This is a genomic window from Shewanella psychrotolerans, from assembly GCF_019457595.1.
GTDB lineage: Bacteria > Pseudomonadota > Gammaproteobacteria > Enterobacterales > Shewanellaceae > Shewanella > Shewanella psychrotolerans.
In genome coordinates, this window is record NZ_CP080419.1 from 2,226,775 (window position 1) to 2,241,355 (window position 14,581).

General features: G+C 43.3%; 13 protein-coding genes and 1 pseudogene. 3 read left to right on the plus strand and 11 right to left on the minus strand.

The window, feature by feature from the left end; translation table 11 throughout:
• Positions 1–86 precede the first annotated feature (86 nt).
• Positions 87–287, plus strand: coding sequence for a hypothetical protein (locus K0I62_RS09850; protein WP_220067999.1), 201 nt, complete (start codon positions 87–89; stop codon positions 285–287).
• Between the two features lie 41 nt (positions 288–328).
• Positions 329–1,843 (plus strand): D-alanyl-D-alanine carboxypeptidase/D-alanyl-D-alanine endopeptidase, encoded by a 1,515-nt coding sequence (gene dacB / locus K0I62_RS09855; RefSeq protein ID WP_258404972.1) that lies wholly within the window; start codon positions 329–331, stop codon positions 1,841–1,843.
• A 216-nt stretch (positions 1,844–2,059) separates the two neighbouring features.
• Here dacB and K0I62_RS09860 read toward each other — a convergent pair whose 3' ends face one another.
• The 10 genes and pseudogenes from K0I62_RS09860 to aroA all read right to left on the minus strand — a co-directional run bounded on the left by K0I62_RS09860 (position 2,060) and on the right by aroA (position 11,680).
• Positions 2,060–3,817, minus strand: coding sequence for an acyl-CoA dehydrogenase C-terminal domain-containing protein (locus K0I62_RS09860; RefSeq protein ID WP_220068000.1), 1,758 nt, complete (start codon positions 3,815–3,817; stop codon positions 2,060–2,062).
• A gap of 163 nt (positions 3,818–3,980) precedes the next feature.
• A complete protein-coding gene (locus tag K0I62_RS09865) occupies positions 3,981–4,523 on the minus strand; it encodes a DUF2058 domain-containing protein (RefSeq protein ID WP_220068001.1) in 543 nt (180 codons plus the stop codon).
• 52 nt (positions 4,524–4,575) lie between these two features.
• Positions 4,576–4,925 (minus strand): annotated as a pseudogene (locus tag K0I62_RS09870) (SDR family oxidoreductase); the annotation flags it as partial.
• Positions 4,926–5,067: 142 nt separating this feature from the next.
• Positions 5,068–5,763, minus strand: a complete 696-nt coding sequence (gene pyrF, locus K0I62_RS09875; protein ID WP_220068002.1) for an orotidine-5'-phosphate decarboxylase — start codon at positions 5,761–5,763, stop codon at positions 5,068–5,070.
• A gap of 32 nt (positions 5,764–5,795) precedes the next feature.
• Positions 5,796–6,956: a lipopolysaccharide assembly protein LapB gene (gene lapB, locus K0I62_RS09880; protein WP_220068003.1), complete on the minus strand. Its 1,161-nt coding sequence runs from the start codon at positions 6,954–6,956 to the stop codon at positions 5,796–5,798.
• 1 nt (position 6,957) lies between these two features.
• Complete coding sequence (locus tag K0I62_RS09885; protein WP_258404973.1) at positions 6,958–7,278, minus strand: LapA family protein; 321 nt, start codon at positions 7,276–7,278, stop codon at positions 6,958–6,960.
• 122 nt (positions 7,279–7,400) lie between these two features.
• Positions 7,401–7,688, minus strand: coding sequence for an integration host factor subunit beta (gene ihfB, locus K0I62_RS09890; RefSeq protein WP_220064153.1), 288 nt, complete (start codon positions 7,686–7,688; stop codon positions 7,401–7,403).
• Between the two features lie 71 nt (positions 7,689–7,759).
• Entirely contained in the window at positions 7,760–9,427 is a 1,668-nt protein-coding gene (gene rpsA / locus K0I62_RS09895) for a 30S ribosomal protein S1 (protein WP_220064152.1), read from the minus strand.
• Between the two features lie 99 nt (positions 9,428–9,526).
• Complete coding sequence (cmk, locus tag K0I62_RS09900; protein WP_220068005.1) at positions 9,527–10,219, minus strand: (d)CMP kinase; 693 nt, start codon at positions 10,217–10,219, stop codon at positions 9,527–9,529.
• Between the two features lie 180 nt (positions 10,220–10,399).
• On the minus strand, positions 10,400–11,680 hold the full coding sequence (gene aroA, locus K0I62_RS09905; protein ID WP_220068006.1) for a 3-phosphoshikimate 1-carboxyvinyltransferase: 1,281 nt from the start codon (positions 11,678–11,680) through the stop codon (positions 10,400–10,402).
• 396 nt (positions 11,681–12,076) lie between these two features.
• Between aroA and K0I62_RS09910 the strand changes: the two genes are divergently transcribed.
• Positions 12,077–13,267, plus strand: coding sequence for an amino acid aminotransferase (locus tag K0I62_RS09910; RefSeq protein WP_220068007.1), 1,191 nt, complete (start codon positions 12,077–12,079; stop codon positions 13,265–13,267).
• A gap of 114 nt (positions 13,268–13,381) precedes the next feature.
• On the opposite strand, the gene serC is transcribed toward K0I62_RS09910, so the two are convergent.
• A complete protein-coding gene (gene serC / locus K0I62_RS09915) occupies positions 13,382–14,476 on the minus strand; it encodes a 3-phosphoserine/phosphohydroxythreonine transaminase (RefSeq protein ID WP_220068008.1) in 1,095 nt (364 codons plus the stop codon).
• Between the last annotated feature and the right edge of the window lie 105 nt (positions 14,477–14,581).

Sequence of the window (14,581 nt, forward strand, 5' to 3'; positions counted from 1 at the left end):
TGGATGTGCTGTTGTTTTTCCGCCTGGATTACGGTTTTTTTAATGCAGGCGATATACAATATCTTTTTCTTAATCTTGGGCATGGTATGAATAGAAACATCCTGATTACTTTGGCTATCACGCTGGTGTTAGCTTGGGCTATTTTCCATTTTAAAGCGGAGCTTGGGATATTTATCCTGCCGCTATTTATTGGCTTAGTTGCCTTTGTCACTTTAAGGTTATATCGCTTGATGGAGAAAGACGATACGTCGGAAAAACCTGCGGCAAAGCCTAACGACAATAACTAAGGTGCACCGAGCAATGAAGCTGGGATGCAAATAAAGAGGTTATGGATTTTTTTATCAAGTTAGCGGCTAAGTTAATCAATATTGCAGGTGTTACTGTTAGCGTTATTGGCGGCGCTGGCTCGGTGATGATATTAATACTTGGTTCAACTTTAAGTTTTAGCGCGCAAGCAGACTCAGATATTAATCAGTACTTAACCAACATGATGTCAGTGATCAAATCGCCCTACTCTCAAGTGGGGGTCGTAGCCTTCGACTTAGCATCTGATACATCTATTTTTGAATACAATGCCAATAGCTTGATGATCCCAGCTAGCACTCAAAAGCTACTAACCGCAGTGGCGGCGACCGCTCAGCTTGATGAAAACTTGACCTTCGATACCCGCTTGTATTCAAGGTCGCCAATTAGGCACGGTAAGCTACTTGGGGATCTCTATTTGCAATTTAGTGGCGATCCAACGTTGACGAGTGATGATCTTAGGCAACTTTTTAAGCAACTAAGCAATTTAGGGATCTATGATATTACTGGCGATCTCTATTTAGTTAGTCAGGCTGACGAGCAGTTTAAGGCGCCGGGGGTCGTTTGGGATGATTTGGGAATTTGCTATGCGGCTCCCGTATCGCGTTTCGTGATAAACCAAAACTGTATCCAAGGTCAGTTAATCCCTATGCTGGCCACCAATGAGGCTAAACTGAGCTTTCCTAGCTATCTTCCCGTAAAAATTACCACCACCGCCTATTTTGATAAAAATAAACAACAGGAGTTTTGTGAGCTGTCGTTACAGCGCTTGGCCAAAAACCAGTTTCACATTAGCGGCTGCGTTAGCGGCGATAAACCACTGAAGCTAGCTATCGCTATTTCAGAGCCCGATCTTTATGCGCAGCAGCTGGTGGCACAACTGACCACCTCAGCAAAGATACGGGTCAAAGGAAAGGTTAAATTAACCCATACTCTTGATAAGAGCGCTAAGCTTATCGCGGAGCATAGGTCGCGGCCCTTATCATCGTTAATCGAAACCATGTTATTAAAATCAGATAATTTGATCGCCGATCGTTTATTTAAAGCCATAGGTGAAAGCGTCTATGATCAGCCAGGCAGCTTTACTAACGGCGCGAAAGCTATGGTTCGAATATTGACCGATGCTGGTGTGGATTTAACTCATTCACAGATCGTCGATGGTTCGGGCTTGTCACGTTATAACTTACTGAGTGCAAGCCAATTAATGCAGGTATTGCATCTCGTTTATCAGGAGCCGCATTTTGCACATCTTATTGGTAAGCTACCCGTTGCGGGCCAAAGCGGTACGCTGCGTTACAAAAGCGGATACAATAAAGCACCGTTAAAAGATAAGGTGATTGCAAAAACGGGATCGATGCAAGGGGTTGATAATTTAGCGGGTTTTTTAACTATCGATAGTGAGCATCAAGTCCTATTTGCCATATTAGAAAATGGGCAAAGCCCTCAAACCGAGCAAGCGCAACTTGCTCCATTTAGCGCACTTTTTTTACAAACACTATTAGATTTCTCTCGCTCTTTTCAACAAACTGCTAGCCCCTAAATCAATAAAAAAGCCCTAATAGAACACGCTTAGGGCTTTTTATCTATAAAGAGCGCTTGTCTACGTAATAACAAATACCAATTAGAATAAAGAGGTGATTGCTCAGCGACGATTTAGCACTAAAAGCAACACCCATTCCATCATCTGTTCGCCTTGAATGAGTTGGCAAAATACACGCTGAGTGGATCACTTTCTTATACTGTTTGGTATAACGTATTAAAAAATAGCTTCTTCCATATCCATGATCATGCTATCACCAGCATTAACTTGGGCAAGATGGTAATCCACTTTAGGCAGAATCTTTGCCATATAAAACTCAGCAACTTGGGTTTTGGCTTTAGCGAAATTGTCATCTTCATGATCAACTGAGCGCTCTGCCATCAGTAACCAGAAATAGCCATAAATTAGATGACCGAAGGCATCGAGGAAATCAACGGCACAAGCATTAATCAATGCTGGTTGAGCAAGTTTGTTGTCATTGATTTGCGTAGCCGTTTTTAACAGCGCATCAAAGCGCGATACTATCGCCTGTTTATGAGTGTCACTCACATGAGCGAATGATTGCAACTGAACATCAAGCTCGCTTAATAACTCTGTTAATGCCGCTACATTGTCACCTGTAGTCTTACGACCTAAGAAATCAATGGCCTGAATACCGTTGGTGCCTTCATAGATTTGGGCGATACGAGTATCTCTGACCAGCTGTTCAATTCCTGTTTCACAGATATAACCATGACCGCCAAATACTTGCTGTGCCATGATCGCCGCATCAAGACCGCGATCACTGAGAAACGCTTTGGCAACAGGCGTGAGTAAACCAACATAACGAGCCGCTTTCGCTTTAACCTCGCCTTCTGCATACTTAGCCAAATCAAGCTGCTGACCAGTAAACACTGATAATGCACGCCCAGCTTCTGTGTAACTTCGAATCGTTAGCAGCATTCGGCGAACATCACCGTGAACAATAATTGGGTCGCTCACAGCGCCTGTTGCTGAGCCGCCCGCTGCAATACCTTGGGTACGCTCTTTGGCATAGACGGCCGCCATTTGATATGCCGCTTGTGATGTTCCTAGACCTTGAATACCGATGGCTAAGCGTTCATAGTTCATCATGGTAAACATACAGACTAAGCCACGATTTGGTTTACCGATGAGGTAGCCTTGGGCGTCATCGTAGTTCATCACGCAGGTTGCTGAGCCTTTTAGGCCCATTTTATGTTCAATAGAACCGACAGTAACGCCATTGGCCTCGCCGAGTTCACCGTTGTCATCAACTTTAATTTTGGGTACTAAAAATAGTGAGATCCCATTTGAATCTGGCAATTTGGCTAAAACCAGGTGAATGATATTTTCAGTAAGGTCGTGATCGCCACCAGTAATGAAAATCTTACTACCACTGATCAAATAGCTACCATCATCTTGAGGTATGGCTTTAGTACGAATGTTACGTAGATCAGATCCCGCTTGTGGCTCAGTCATATCCATCGCGCCCGCCCATTCTCCGCTATAAAGATTGGGCAGATATTTTTGTTTGAGCTCGTTTGTACCATGAGCGTTGATACATAATGCAGCCCCTGCGGTTAATGAACCATAAAGCGTAAATGCATTACAGGCACTATAAGCCATTTCATCGACCAGCACCCCAAGCATTTTGGGCATCCCCATACCGCCTAGCTCTGGATCGCCACATAACCCAACCCAACCGCCTTCAGCATACTGATCGTATACGGCCTTATAACCATCAGGAGTCATCACCTTGTCGCCTTCATGACGAACACCTTGCTCATCGCCGCTGCGATTGATGGGATGAATAAGATCGCGGGCAATTTTGTCAGCTTCATCCATTATCGCCTGTGCTGTATCCATATCTACAGCATCTGCAAGTTCAGGTAAACTCGCCCAGGTTGTCGGCGCATCAAACACCTTCTCTAATAAAAACTTCATATCGGCTAACGGTGCTTGGTATGGGTTCATATCTTCACTCTTAAACATTGGATTTAAACGGTTGTTTAAACTTATACTAGATAGCATTTAGAATAAAGTCTTTTGTACTGAATTAGCGTGATTTAGCTTGCAGCTAGACATAAAAAGCCCCGCAATTATTGCAGGGCGATAAGATGATGCCTATAAGAGTGGATTACCACATTAAATCGTCTGGAATGACATAATCGGCATAGGGATCATCCTCTTCAACTACTTGTTGGTTATCGTCTTGCTGCCACAAGTAACCACACCATTCAGGTACTAATAACTGTACCCTTTCGGCTAATTTATGCGGCACTAAATAGCTAACTTCATCGTGGCGAACAATACCTAATTGGCCATTTAGAAGCTGGCTTTGCAATTTATCATTGATATAAATTGAATAGATTTTTGTGCCTAAGGTGTAGTTGAATTTCACTTCAGCATCTTTTGGAATCTCAATAGCAAGGCGCTTAAACTCGGTGATAAGCCCTCTTACTTGGCCTTTTTCAGTCGCCTCGGCAAAACGCTGTTCATTTAAGGCTCTATCTTTTTCTATTTGCGCCTGTTTTTTAGCAGCGATCTCTTGTCTGAGCACTTCAGAGCCGTCGTCTACTTTGGCTTTTCGATCTCGGCGTTTTTGGGTTTTAGTATCACGTACTTTCTGTTTACTGACTAAACCAGCCTTTAACAGTTGTTCTTGAAATGGGTTTGCCATTAGTTTTCTCGCTTATTCAATAGCATCACTTATGCTATCTATTTTCAAAAATTTAGTTCATTTGAGCAAACATACCTAGCTCACTCATCGCCATACTGGTGCCGCCCAATGACCATCCGCCATCAATGGGTAAAATAACACCTGTAATATAACTTGCCATAGGCGACGCTAAAAAAGCGCTGCATTTGCGATATCTTGGCATTGGCAATTACGTTGTAATGGCACACTTTGAGCGACTCTCTGTTGTAGCGCCTTATTCGGCGCAAGACGATAGAAGCCTTCGTTATCGGCAATTGGCCCTGTAACCAATGAGTTTACTCTTATTTCCTCTGCGCCCCATTCAAGCGCTAAGCTTTTTGTCAACATATCGACTCCAGCTTTCGCAGCGCTGACATGCGCCCGCTTTAGCAAATGCCTCAGCGATCCTTCAGTTAATTCCGCTCGTATCGCCAACGACGACAATATTCTTTCCTTGGTTATCAAACATATTAACTCCTTCGGATCCCGTTCCTGTTAGGTCCTATTTCTGCTAATTGCTCCGATGTTAGCCTAACGATGCGTGTATTGCGGTTAATGCAGCTAAAGGATCGGCAGCTTTAGTGATAGGGCGACCTATCACCAGATAATCTGAGCCAGCAGCCAGCGCCTCAACAGGTGTCATCACCCGATGTTGATCGCCCTTATCGCTGCCCACAGGACGAATACCAGGTGTAATTAATTTGAAATCTTTGCCAAAGGTCTCTTTTAACATTGTCGCTTCTTGGGCCGAACACACGATACCTGCAAGCCCGGCCTGTTGAGTCAGTGCGGCTAGACGCTTAACATGATCAGCTGCAGATACATTAATACCAAGCAACTTGAGCTCTTCGTCACTCATTGAAGTCAATACGGTAACCGCAATCAGTAATGGGGCGTTGTCACCGTAGGGCAATAATGCTTGTTGTGCGGCTTGCATCATCGCTAAGCCGCCACTAGCGTGGACATTGGTCATCCAAACGCCAAGCTCTGCGGCGGCGGCAACTGCTTTAGCGACCGTATTCGGGATATCGTGAAATTTAAGGTCTAAAAATAGATCGAAATTTCGGTGATGGATCTCGTTAACCAGCTCAGGCCCAAACAAGGTAAACATCTCTTTGCCGATTTTCAGACGACACATGTTTGGATCTAACTTATCAATTAGCTGCAAAGCTTCGGCTTTATTATCGAAATCTAACGCCACTATAATTGGTTTGTTGCTCATTAATCTCTCCTGGTGCTTTGCATTTTTATTGTTTATTCGCCGTCCAGACCACGGATCCGCTTGATTGACCCCCAACTCTTACAAGAGGGGCAATGCCAATAAAGTGTGTGCGACGGAAATCCACACTCTATACAACGGTAACTCGGCCGATATTTAATTTGTTGTTCTACTAACTCTGATAGCATATTGAGACTTTTTTTAGCCTGACCATCTTCAGCATGTTGTAATTGCATCTTCATTAGATGCTGAAAGCTTTTCATTGTTGGGTGGCGATAGAGTCCATCTAAGATCAGCTTCTCTGCATCTTGTACGTCGCCATGTTCAATCATATTCTGCGCGAGCGTGATTGCTACACTCGCACCGGCACCCTGCTCTAACGCTTCACGAAGTAATTCGCGATAGGCACTGCGCTCATTAGGTGATTGATATAATTCATTGGTAATGGCTAGCGCTTCTGGAAAGAGTTCAATATCAGCATCTTTAAGACGAACTATCATCTCTTTACCACGCGCCAACTCATGCTGGTTGAGATAAAGTTTTGCTAACTGTAATAATGCTCGACCACAATTATTATCTTGTTTCAGGGCTAAATTAAGCGTCTTTTGTTTTAATTCGAGATCTTGTTGTTCATCTGCGAGTTCGCAATATAGGTGAGCGCATAGGTGTTTCAGCGATTGCTGACGTTTGCGTTTTAACGTCTTAATGATATCGATTGCTTTTTGCCAATCTTTGGTCACTTGATAAATGGCAATTAACTGATCTTCTGCTTCTTCACTGTGATCTTCTTGGCGAACTAGATTAAGAAAAATCTCTTCTGCGCGGTCATAGAACCCCGCTGCTAAGTAGTCTTTCCCTAGTTCCATCATGGCTATATCACGTTGTTCGGTAGTTAAAGTCGGTCTAGCGATAAGGTTTTGATGAATGCGTATAGAGCGGTCTACTTCGCCTCGTTTACGAAACAGTGAACCTAGAGAGAGATGAGTGTCGATAGTGTCATCATCCACGTCAAGCATAGAGATAAACAGATCAACCGCTTTGTCTGATTCGTTAGAGAGTAGAAAATTAAGGCCAGTAAAATAATCCCGACTTAATTGTTTACGTTTACTATTCTGTTTATGCCTAATACTACGGCGTCCCATATACCAACCATAACCGGCTGCAATAGGAAGTAACAGAAACAGGATCTCTAACATATTAAGCGTTTAGTTCCTTAGCGTTAGCATCACCTAGCGCTTTTTGATCATTAGAACTTGATGGTGGCAGTTTTGCTTCCAGTTGTTCTATCTTTTTGTTGGCTTGACGAACAACCAATTTCATTTTAGTGATGTGATAAATGGCGAAAAGCCAACTAACGAGGAAACCGGCTAAGAAAACAACACCTAATACAACAGGAAGACGATATTCGCCTTGAGCAATAAAGTAACTGATCGTCACCAGTTGCTCGTTGCGGGCACCAAACAACAACGCAAGCACGAAAAATAAGGCGACAAGTACAGTCGCGATAAATGACTTCACGTTACACTCCATATACGCGTAATGATGGATTGATTATCTAAGAATTTTAACTAACTAGCTAGCGATACCGAGAATTTAGATATAAAAAAGCCCCCTTTCGGAGGCTTTTAAAACAATGTCATTTACGAGTTGATTGAATCAACGCGCTCACGCAGTTCTTTGCCAGGCTTAAAGTGCGGTACATATTTGCCTTCTAACTCGACTGACGTTCCAGTCTTTGGGTTACGGCCAACACGCGGTGCACGATAATGAAGAGAAAAACTACCAAAACCACGGATCTCAATACGATCGCCGCCTTCTAATGTTGTTGCCATTTGCTCCAACATCTCTTTGATTGCACTTTCTACTTCTTTTGCCGACAGCTGCGACTGCCTAGTGGCAAGTTTTTCGATCAGTTCGGATTTAGTCATCCTGTACCCTCTATAATCAAGCCAAACACAGTCACCTAACGGGGATGAAACATCCCCGAACTTCAGGCGATTTACTTACGAGCTGCTTTGAACGCTTCAGCCATGGCACTGCTCATAGCAACGTCATCTTGCTTGTTCAAGTTAGCCATCGCTTCCTTCTCATCAGCTTCATCTTTCGCTTTGATAGATAAGCTAATAGTACGGTTCTTGCGATCAACACCCATGAACTTAGATTCAACAGCGTCACCTACTGAGTATACAGTAGATGCGTCTTCGATGCGCTCACGAGAAATATCAGCAACACGTAGATAACCTTCTACAGTGTCAGCTAGCTCGATAGTTACACCTTTAGCGTCTACAGCAACAACAGTACCGTTTACGATAGCACCTTTCTTCTTATCTGCAAGATAAGCATTGAATGGATCGTCTTCAGTTTGCTTAACGCCTAAGCTGATACGCTCACGCTCTGGGTCAACTGAAAGTACAACTGCGTTGATTTCGTCGCCTTTCTTGTAATCAGATACCGCTTCTTCGCCAGTACCGTTCCAAGAAATGTCAGATAGGTGAACTAGACCGTCGATGCCACCGTCAAGACCGATGAAGATACCGAAGTCAGTGATTGACTTGATCTTACCAGTAACTTTGTCACCTTTTTGGAAACGTTCTGCAAAGTCATCCCATGGGTTAACTTTACATTGCTTAAGACCTAGAGAGATACGACGACGTTCTTCATCGATGTCTAGAACTAGAACTTCAACTTCATCACCTAGGTTAACAACCTTAGATGGGTGGATGTTCTTGTTAGTCCAATCCATTTCAGAAACGTGTACTAGACCTTCAACGCCTTCTTCGATTTCAACGAAACAACCGTAGTCAGTTAGGTTAGTTACGCGACCAGTTAACTTAGTGTTTTCTGGGTAGCGTTTGCTGATTTCTAACCATGGATCTTCGCCTAGTTGCTTAAGACCAAGTGAAACACGAGTGCGCTCACGATCGTACTTAAGTACTTTAACGTTGATTTCGTCACCAACGTTGACGATTTCAGATGGGTGCTTAACGCGCTTCCAAGCCATATCAGTGATATGTAGAAGACCGTCAACGCCACCTAGATCTACGAAAGCACCGTAGTCAGTTAGATTCTTAACGATCCCCTTAACTGCTTGGCCTTCTTGTAGGTTTTCAAGAAGAGCATCACGCTCTGCACTGCTTTCAGATTCGATAACAGCACGACGAGAAACAACAACGTTGTTACGCTTCTGGTCTAACTTGATAACTTTAAATTCTAGTTCTTTGTTTTCTAGGTGAGCAGTATCGCGAACTGGGCGAACGTCAACTAGAGAACCAGGTAGGAATGCACGGATACCGTTTAATTCAACAGTGAAACCGCCTTTAACCTTACCATTGATGATACCGATTACAGTTTCAGCATCTTCGTAAGCTTTTTCTAGAACGATCCAAGCTTCGTGACGCTTAGCTTTCTCGCGAGAAAGTTGAGTTTCACCGAAACCATCTTCAACAGAGTCAAGGGCTACGTCAACTTGGTCGCCAACTGCGATTTCAAGAACGCCTTGAGCGTTTTTGAACTGTTCAGCTGGGATTGGGCTTTCTGACTTAAGACCTGCGTCAACAAGTACCATACCGTTCTGGATTGATACTACAGTACCACGAACGATAGAACCTGGACGGAACTCAAGTGTTTCAAGGGATTGTTCAAATAGATCAGCAAAAGATTCAGTCATGTTTAATTTACTTAAAGTAATAAACCACAGCCCATCCTAGACGTGGAGTCAGATTAATCATTCATCACATCCGTGCGATAAATAGTAAAACGCTAGCTTTTACAAGCTAACGTTAGGTAATTTTTGTATGATGTGGGCAAGCGCAAGCTCGACAACTTCATCAATGCTTATTGCCGTTGTATCGATAATAAGCGCATCTTCAGCTGGGATCAAAGGAGCTACAGGACGATTCATATCGCGCTCATCGCGTTCAATGACTTCAGCTAAAAGATGGTCGATATTAACATCGAAGCCCTTGTCCTGCAACTGATTATAGCGCCTTTGCGCCCGTTCCTCTGCCGATGCTGTCAAATATAGTTTAGCGGGTGTTGAAGGGAATACCACTGTTCCCATATCACGACCGTCGGCGATTAAGCCAGGTGCTTCGACAAAAGCACGTTGACGGCGTAACAGCGCTTCTCGCACACTCGGAAAAGCTGCAACTTTAGATGCTGCGTTAGAACATTCCTGGCTACGGATAGTATGAGATACGTCTTCACCTTCTAGGACAACTTTTATGCCGTTTGCGTTAGTTGTAATGAATTGCACATCGAGATGCGCCGCTAACAAGGCTAATGATGCTTCGTTGTCGAGTTCTACATTATGGTGAATAGCCGCCAAAGCTAGTACGCGATAAATGGCGCCGCTATCTAATAACTTCCAACCTAATCTTGTTGCAAGTATCTGACTTACTGTGCCTTTACCTGCACCGCTAGGGCCGTCAATAGTGACGATAGGAGCCCGTTGTGACATATATTTCTCCAAATTAAATCTATCTTCCCTAAAGATCTCGAATGTCGTCCACTGAAAAAGAGCGCGCGCATTATAAACCAAAATTGATAACAAAGCGGCAAAAACTTGACTTTATTCTTCGAGCGGCAAGCTTAGGTTAAGAAAAGGAAGCCTATAGCGGGCTTCCTTCTGCTAGGGAGGCTAAACAGCTAATGCTGCAAATTTTTCGAAATAATTAGGAAATGTTTTAGAGGTGCAATCAGGATCGTTGATAGTGATCCCACACTCTGCAAAGGCAAGCATAGAGAAACACATCGCCATACGGTGATCGTTATAGGTATCAATGTCAGCAGTATGAAGTTTAGCGGGTGGTGTAACCGCGATATAGTCATTACCTTCATCGACTATAGCCCCTACTTTGCGTAACTCTGTCGCCATTGCCGCTAAACGGTCAGTTTCTTTAATACGCCAATTGTAAATGTTGCGAATAACGGTTGTTCCTTCTGCAAATAGCGCGGTGGTTGCGATCGTCATTGCAGCGTCAGGGATATGATTCATATCTAGATCGACCGCGTTCAACTTACCTGTACGCGCGATAATATAGTCATCGCCCCACTCTATTTCAGCGCCCATTTTTTCAAGTACATCTGCAAATTTCACATCACCTTGAATACTCTTTCGGCCAACACCGGTTACTTTTACTTCGCCACCTTTGATGGCACCTGCTGCTAAGAAATAGGAAGCAGAAGATGCATCACCTTCAACGAGCACCGTGCCAGGAGAAACGTAGGATTGGCCTGTAGTGATTTCGAATCGTTGGTAGTTATGGTTAATCACATTGACACCAAATTGGGCCATCATCGCAATGGTGATATCAATATAGGGCTTAGAAACCAACTCACCCTTAATTTTGATATTAACGGTATCGTTCGCTAACGGTGCAACCATCAATAATGCGGTTAAAAACTGACTTGACAATGCCCCCGCTATCTCTACATCGCCACCGTTCAAGCCTGTCGCATTAATGGTTAACGGTGGAAAGTGTTCATTTTTAAGATAGTGAATATCGGCCCCAAGATCACGCAGCGCATCAACTAAGTCACCTATCGGACGCTCTTCCATACGAGGTTCGCCAGTTAAGGTAAATTGACCCGTTCCCAGTGTTAATGCTGCACACAAAGGCCGCATCGCGGTTCCTGCATTACCTAAAAATAGACTTTGTGGCTGAGAGGCATTCATTACACCGCCGAGTCCTTCCAGTTCACAAACCGTTTTGTCATCGGAAAGTTGATAAGCCACTCCTAATTGCTCGAGTGATTTCAACATGTAACGAATATCATCTGAATCGAGCAGATTGGTTAGCTTGGTTTTCCCTTTCGCTAACGTCGCTAATAATAGCGCACGGTTAGAAATGCTTTTAGAGCCAGGGATGTTAATTGTACCTTGGACTTTGTGGATGGGTTCGAGTCGTAGTTGCTTCATTAATCACTTCTTTTATCATTGCACGGCGCCTTAACAGCCACGCGGGTTATCATTAACGTTTGTACCATCACGACAAAATGGCGATCTGTTCAAAAAGACTTTGAACCTCGTGGTTATAAAGTTACTGATTGGGGCGCACTATTCAATACTTTTTTCACTTTTTTATCGTTAAAAGAGTAATTTTCTTTCTTGCTGCCAAAAATTACGTTTTAGCATAACAATTTTGCTAATTTAAATGATCGATTTTAGCGAGCTGGCATGAAACTTTGCCACCGCTATCTCTTGATAAAATGATGAGTTTAACTATTAATCCGCTACAAACTTAGTTTATGCTAAGTCAAATCCTAGCAAAGGCCTTTATTAGGCCAATAATCAGAATATAAGGTCGTTGGAACTATGTTCGAAAAACTCTCCCCTATGCCTGCTGATCCAATCCTTGGCTTAATGGCAAAATACCGCGAAGACACCCATCCTAATAAGATCGATCTCGGTGTTGGTGTTTATAAAGATGAAGCTGGACATACCCCAATTTTAGCCTGCGTAAAAAAGGCCGAACAACTTAGGATAGACACTGAGGAAACTAAAGTTTACATCGGTCCAGCGGGCTCAGGATCTTTTAATCAACTGATCGGTGATTTAGCGTTTGGCACAGATAATCCTGCAATCTTAGCTAATCGCATTCGCTCAGTGTCGACGCCTGGCGGTACAGGGTCATTAAGAGTGGCTGCAGATTTTATTAAACGTATAAATCCCAATGCGGCGATTTGGGTGAGCGATCCAACGTGGGCGAATCATATCGGTCTATTTGAAGCAGCTGGGATCACGGTAAAAACCTATCCGTACTATGATCATGAAAATAAAACGCTCAAGTTTGACGAAATGCTCGCGACATTGGCGACAATTAGCAGTGAAGACGTGGTGTTACTGCACGCATGTTGCCATAACCCAAGCGGCATGGACTTGACTAATGAGCAGTGGGATAAGGTCATTGAGTTGACCCAACAGCAAGGCTTTACGCCACTCATCGATATGGCATATCAAGGCTTTGGTGAGAGCGTTGATCAAGATGCTTATGGTGTACGCCAAATGGCGGCAACGGTTGAGGATATGATCTTATGCAGTTCATGTTCTAAAAACTTTGGACTCTACCGTGAACGAATTGGCGCCTGTTCAATCGTTGCTAAAGACAGCCAAACGGCAGATATCGCGTTATCAGTGTTACTTTATGTTGTACGCTGCATTTATTCGATGCCGCCAGCACACGGCGCAGCGATCGTCGAAACTATTTTGGGCTCGAGTGACCTTAAGCAACAGTGGTTAGATGAGCTTAAGGTGATGCGCGATCGAATAAATGGTAATCGCGCCATGTTAGTAAACAAGTTGATAGAGAAAGGCGTAACTCGTGATTTTAGTTTTATCGCACAGCAAAAAGGGATGTTCTCTTTCCTTGGTATAACGCCAGAGCAAGTTGCACAATTGCAACGAGAGCACAGTATCTATATGGTCGATTCAAGCCGTATTAGCATTGCTGGGATCAGTGAAGCCAATGTGGACTATTTGGCCGAGTCAATTGCTAAAGTACTATAGAACCAAAACCTAGAAGCAAAACCAAAGTAACATATTAAAAACAAAAAGTTCCTAGGGGACAACCTTAGGAACTTTTCTATTGTAGAGATAAGTTTTTTGCTTTTGCAATAGCTATTAGCGACAGTGCTGCTCTGCAAATGCCTGCATAAACTTGACTAACGCTTCAACGCCTTCAATAGGCATCGCATTATAAATACTCGCTCGCATACCACCGACACTTCTGTGGCCTTTTAATGCGACAAGCCCTTTCGATTTAGCCTGTTTAATAAACTCTTCATTTAGGCTTTCATCTTTTAAGTAAAAGGTCACGTTCATAGTAGAGCGATTCTCTACTGCCACTCTATTTTCATAAAATGCATTACTGTCAATAAATGTATATAACAATTGTGCTTTTTGTTGATTGACCTTTTCCATTGCAGCAACACCACCCTTGCCTTTTAGCCATTTAAAAACTTCCGCGGCTAAATACCAAGCGAACGTTGGTGGCGTGTTATACATAGAATCATGTTTCACCGCTAGGCGGTAATCCATGATAGAGGCTTGCGCCAACTGTGGATGCTGCAGCAGCTCATCTTTTACAATAACGATACAGAGCCCCGACGGACCAATGTTCTTTTGCGCGCCAGCATAGATCAAACCGTAGCGGCTAACGTCGATTTGACGCGACATGATATTCGATGACATATCGGCGACAATTGGCCAAGGAGAATCTAATTCTTCAAAAATTTCGATACCATCAACCGTCTCATTTGGACAGTAGTGCACATAACGATAGTCTTTGTCTAATTCACCTAAGTTAGGTATTGCCACTTTCTTGATAGTATTAGATTTATCAACAATATTAATGGTGTCTATCTGGTCGCTACCTGCAAGTTTTATTGCTTCATCAACAGCCGCAGATGACCAACTACCATCCACTAAATAGAGTGCTTTACCTTTATCGCCAAGAAAATTATTCACAACAGCCGCGAATTGACCTCGACCACCACCATGCATAAACAACACATGGTAATCGTTTGGAATTGACATTAACTCTCTAATATCCGCTTCAGCCTGCTCTGTTAACGCAATAAACTCTTTACTACGATGGCTGATCTCCATAACGGATACACCTTGGCCATTCCAATCTAATAACTCCATTTGTGCCTTGTTCATCACCTCAACAGGCAGCATTGCAGGTCCTGCACAGAAATTATATGTCGCGCTCACTTACTTCTCCTTTGACTCATCGGGTCAATTGCGTTGATACAATAGTTGGTGCCACTGGCATTATTATTAGAATCATCTGTTTTCTTTTTTTGCTTGCTGAAACAA

Coding starts and splice junctions, on each gene's coding strand:
- K0I62_RS09850 (WP_220067999.1), top strand. CDS start 87: ATGAATAGAAACATCCTGATTACTTTGGCTATCACGCTGGTGTTAGCT.
- dacB (WP_258404972.1), top strand. CDS start 329: ATGGATTTTTTTATCAAGTTAGCGGCTAAGTTAATCAATATTGCAGGT.
- K0I62_RS09860 (WP_220068000.1), bottom strand. CDS start 3,817: ATGAACCCATACCAAGCACCGTTAGCCGATATGAAGTTTTTATTAGAG.
- K0I62_RS09865 (WP_220068001.1), bottom strand. CDS start 4,523: ATGGCAAACCCATTTCAAGAACAACTGTTAAAGGCTGGTTTAGTCAGT.
- pyrF (WP_220068002.1), bottom strand. CDS start 5,763: ATGAGCAACAAACCAATTATAGTGGCGTTAGATTTCGATAATAAAGCC.
- lapB (WP_220068003.1), bottom strand. CDS start 6,956: ATGTTAGAGATCCTGTTTCTGTTACTTCCTATTGCAGCCGGTTATGGT.
- ihfB (WP_220064153.1), bottom strand. CDS start 7,688: ATGACTAAATCCGAACTGATCGAAAAACTTGCCACTAGGCAGTCGCAG.
- rpsA (WP_220064152.1), bottom strand. CDS start 9,427: ATGACTGAATCTTTTGCTGATCTATTTGAACAATCCCTTGAAACACTT.
- cmk (WP_220068005.1), bottom strand. CDS start 10,219: ATGTCACAACGGGCTCCTATCGTCACTATTGACGGCCCTAGCGGTGCA.
- aroA (WP_220068006.1), bottom strand. CDS start 11,680: ATGAAGCAACTACGACTCGAACCCATCCACAAAGTCCAAGGTACAATT.
- K0I62_RS09910 (WP_220068007.1), top strand. CDS start 12,077: ATGTTCGAAAAACTCTCCCCTATGCCTGCTGATCCAATCCTTGGCTTA.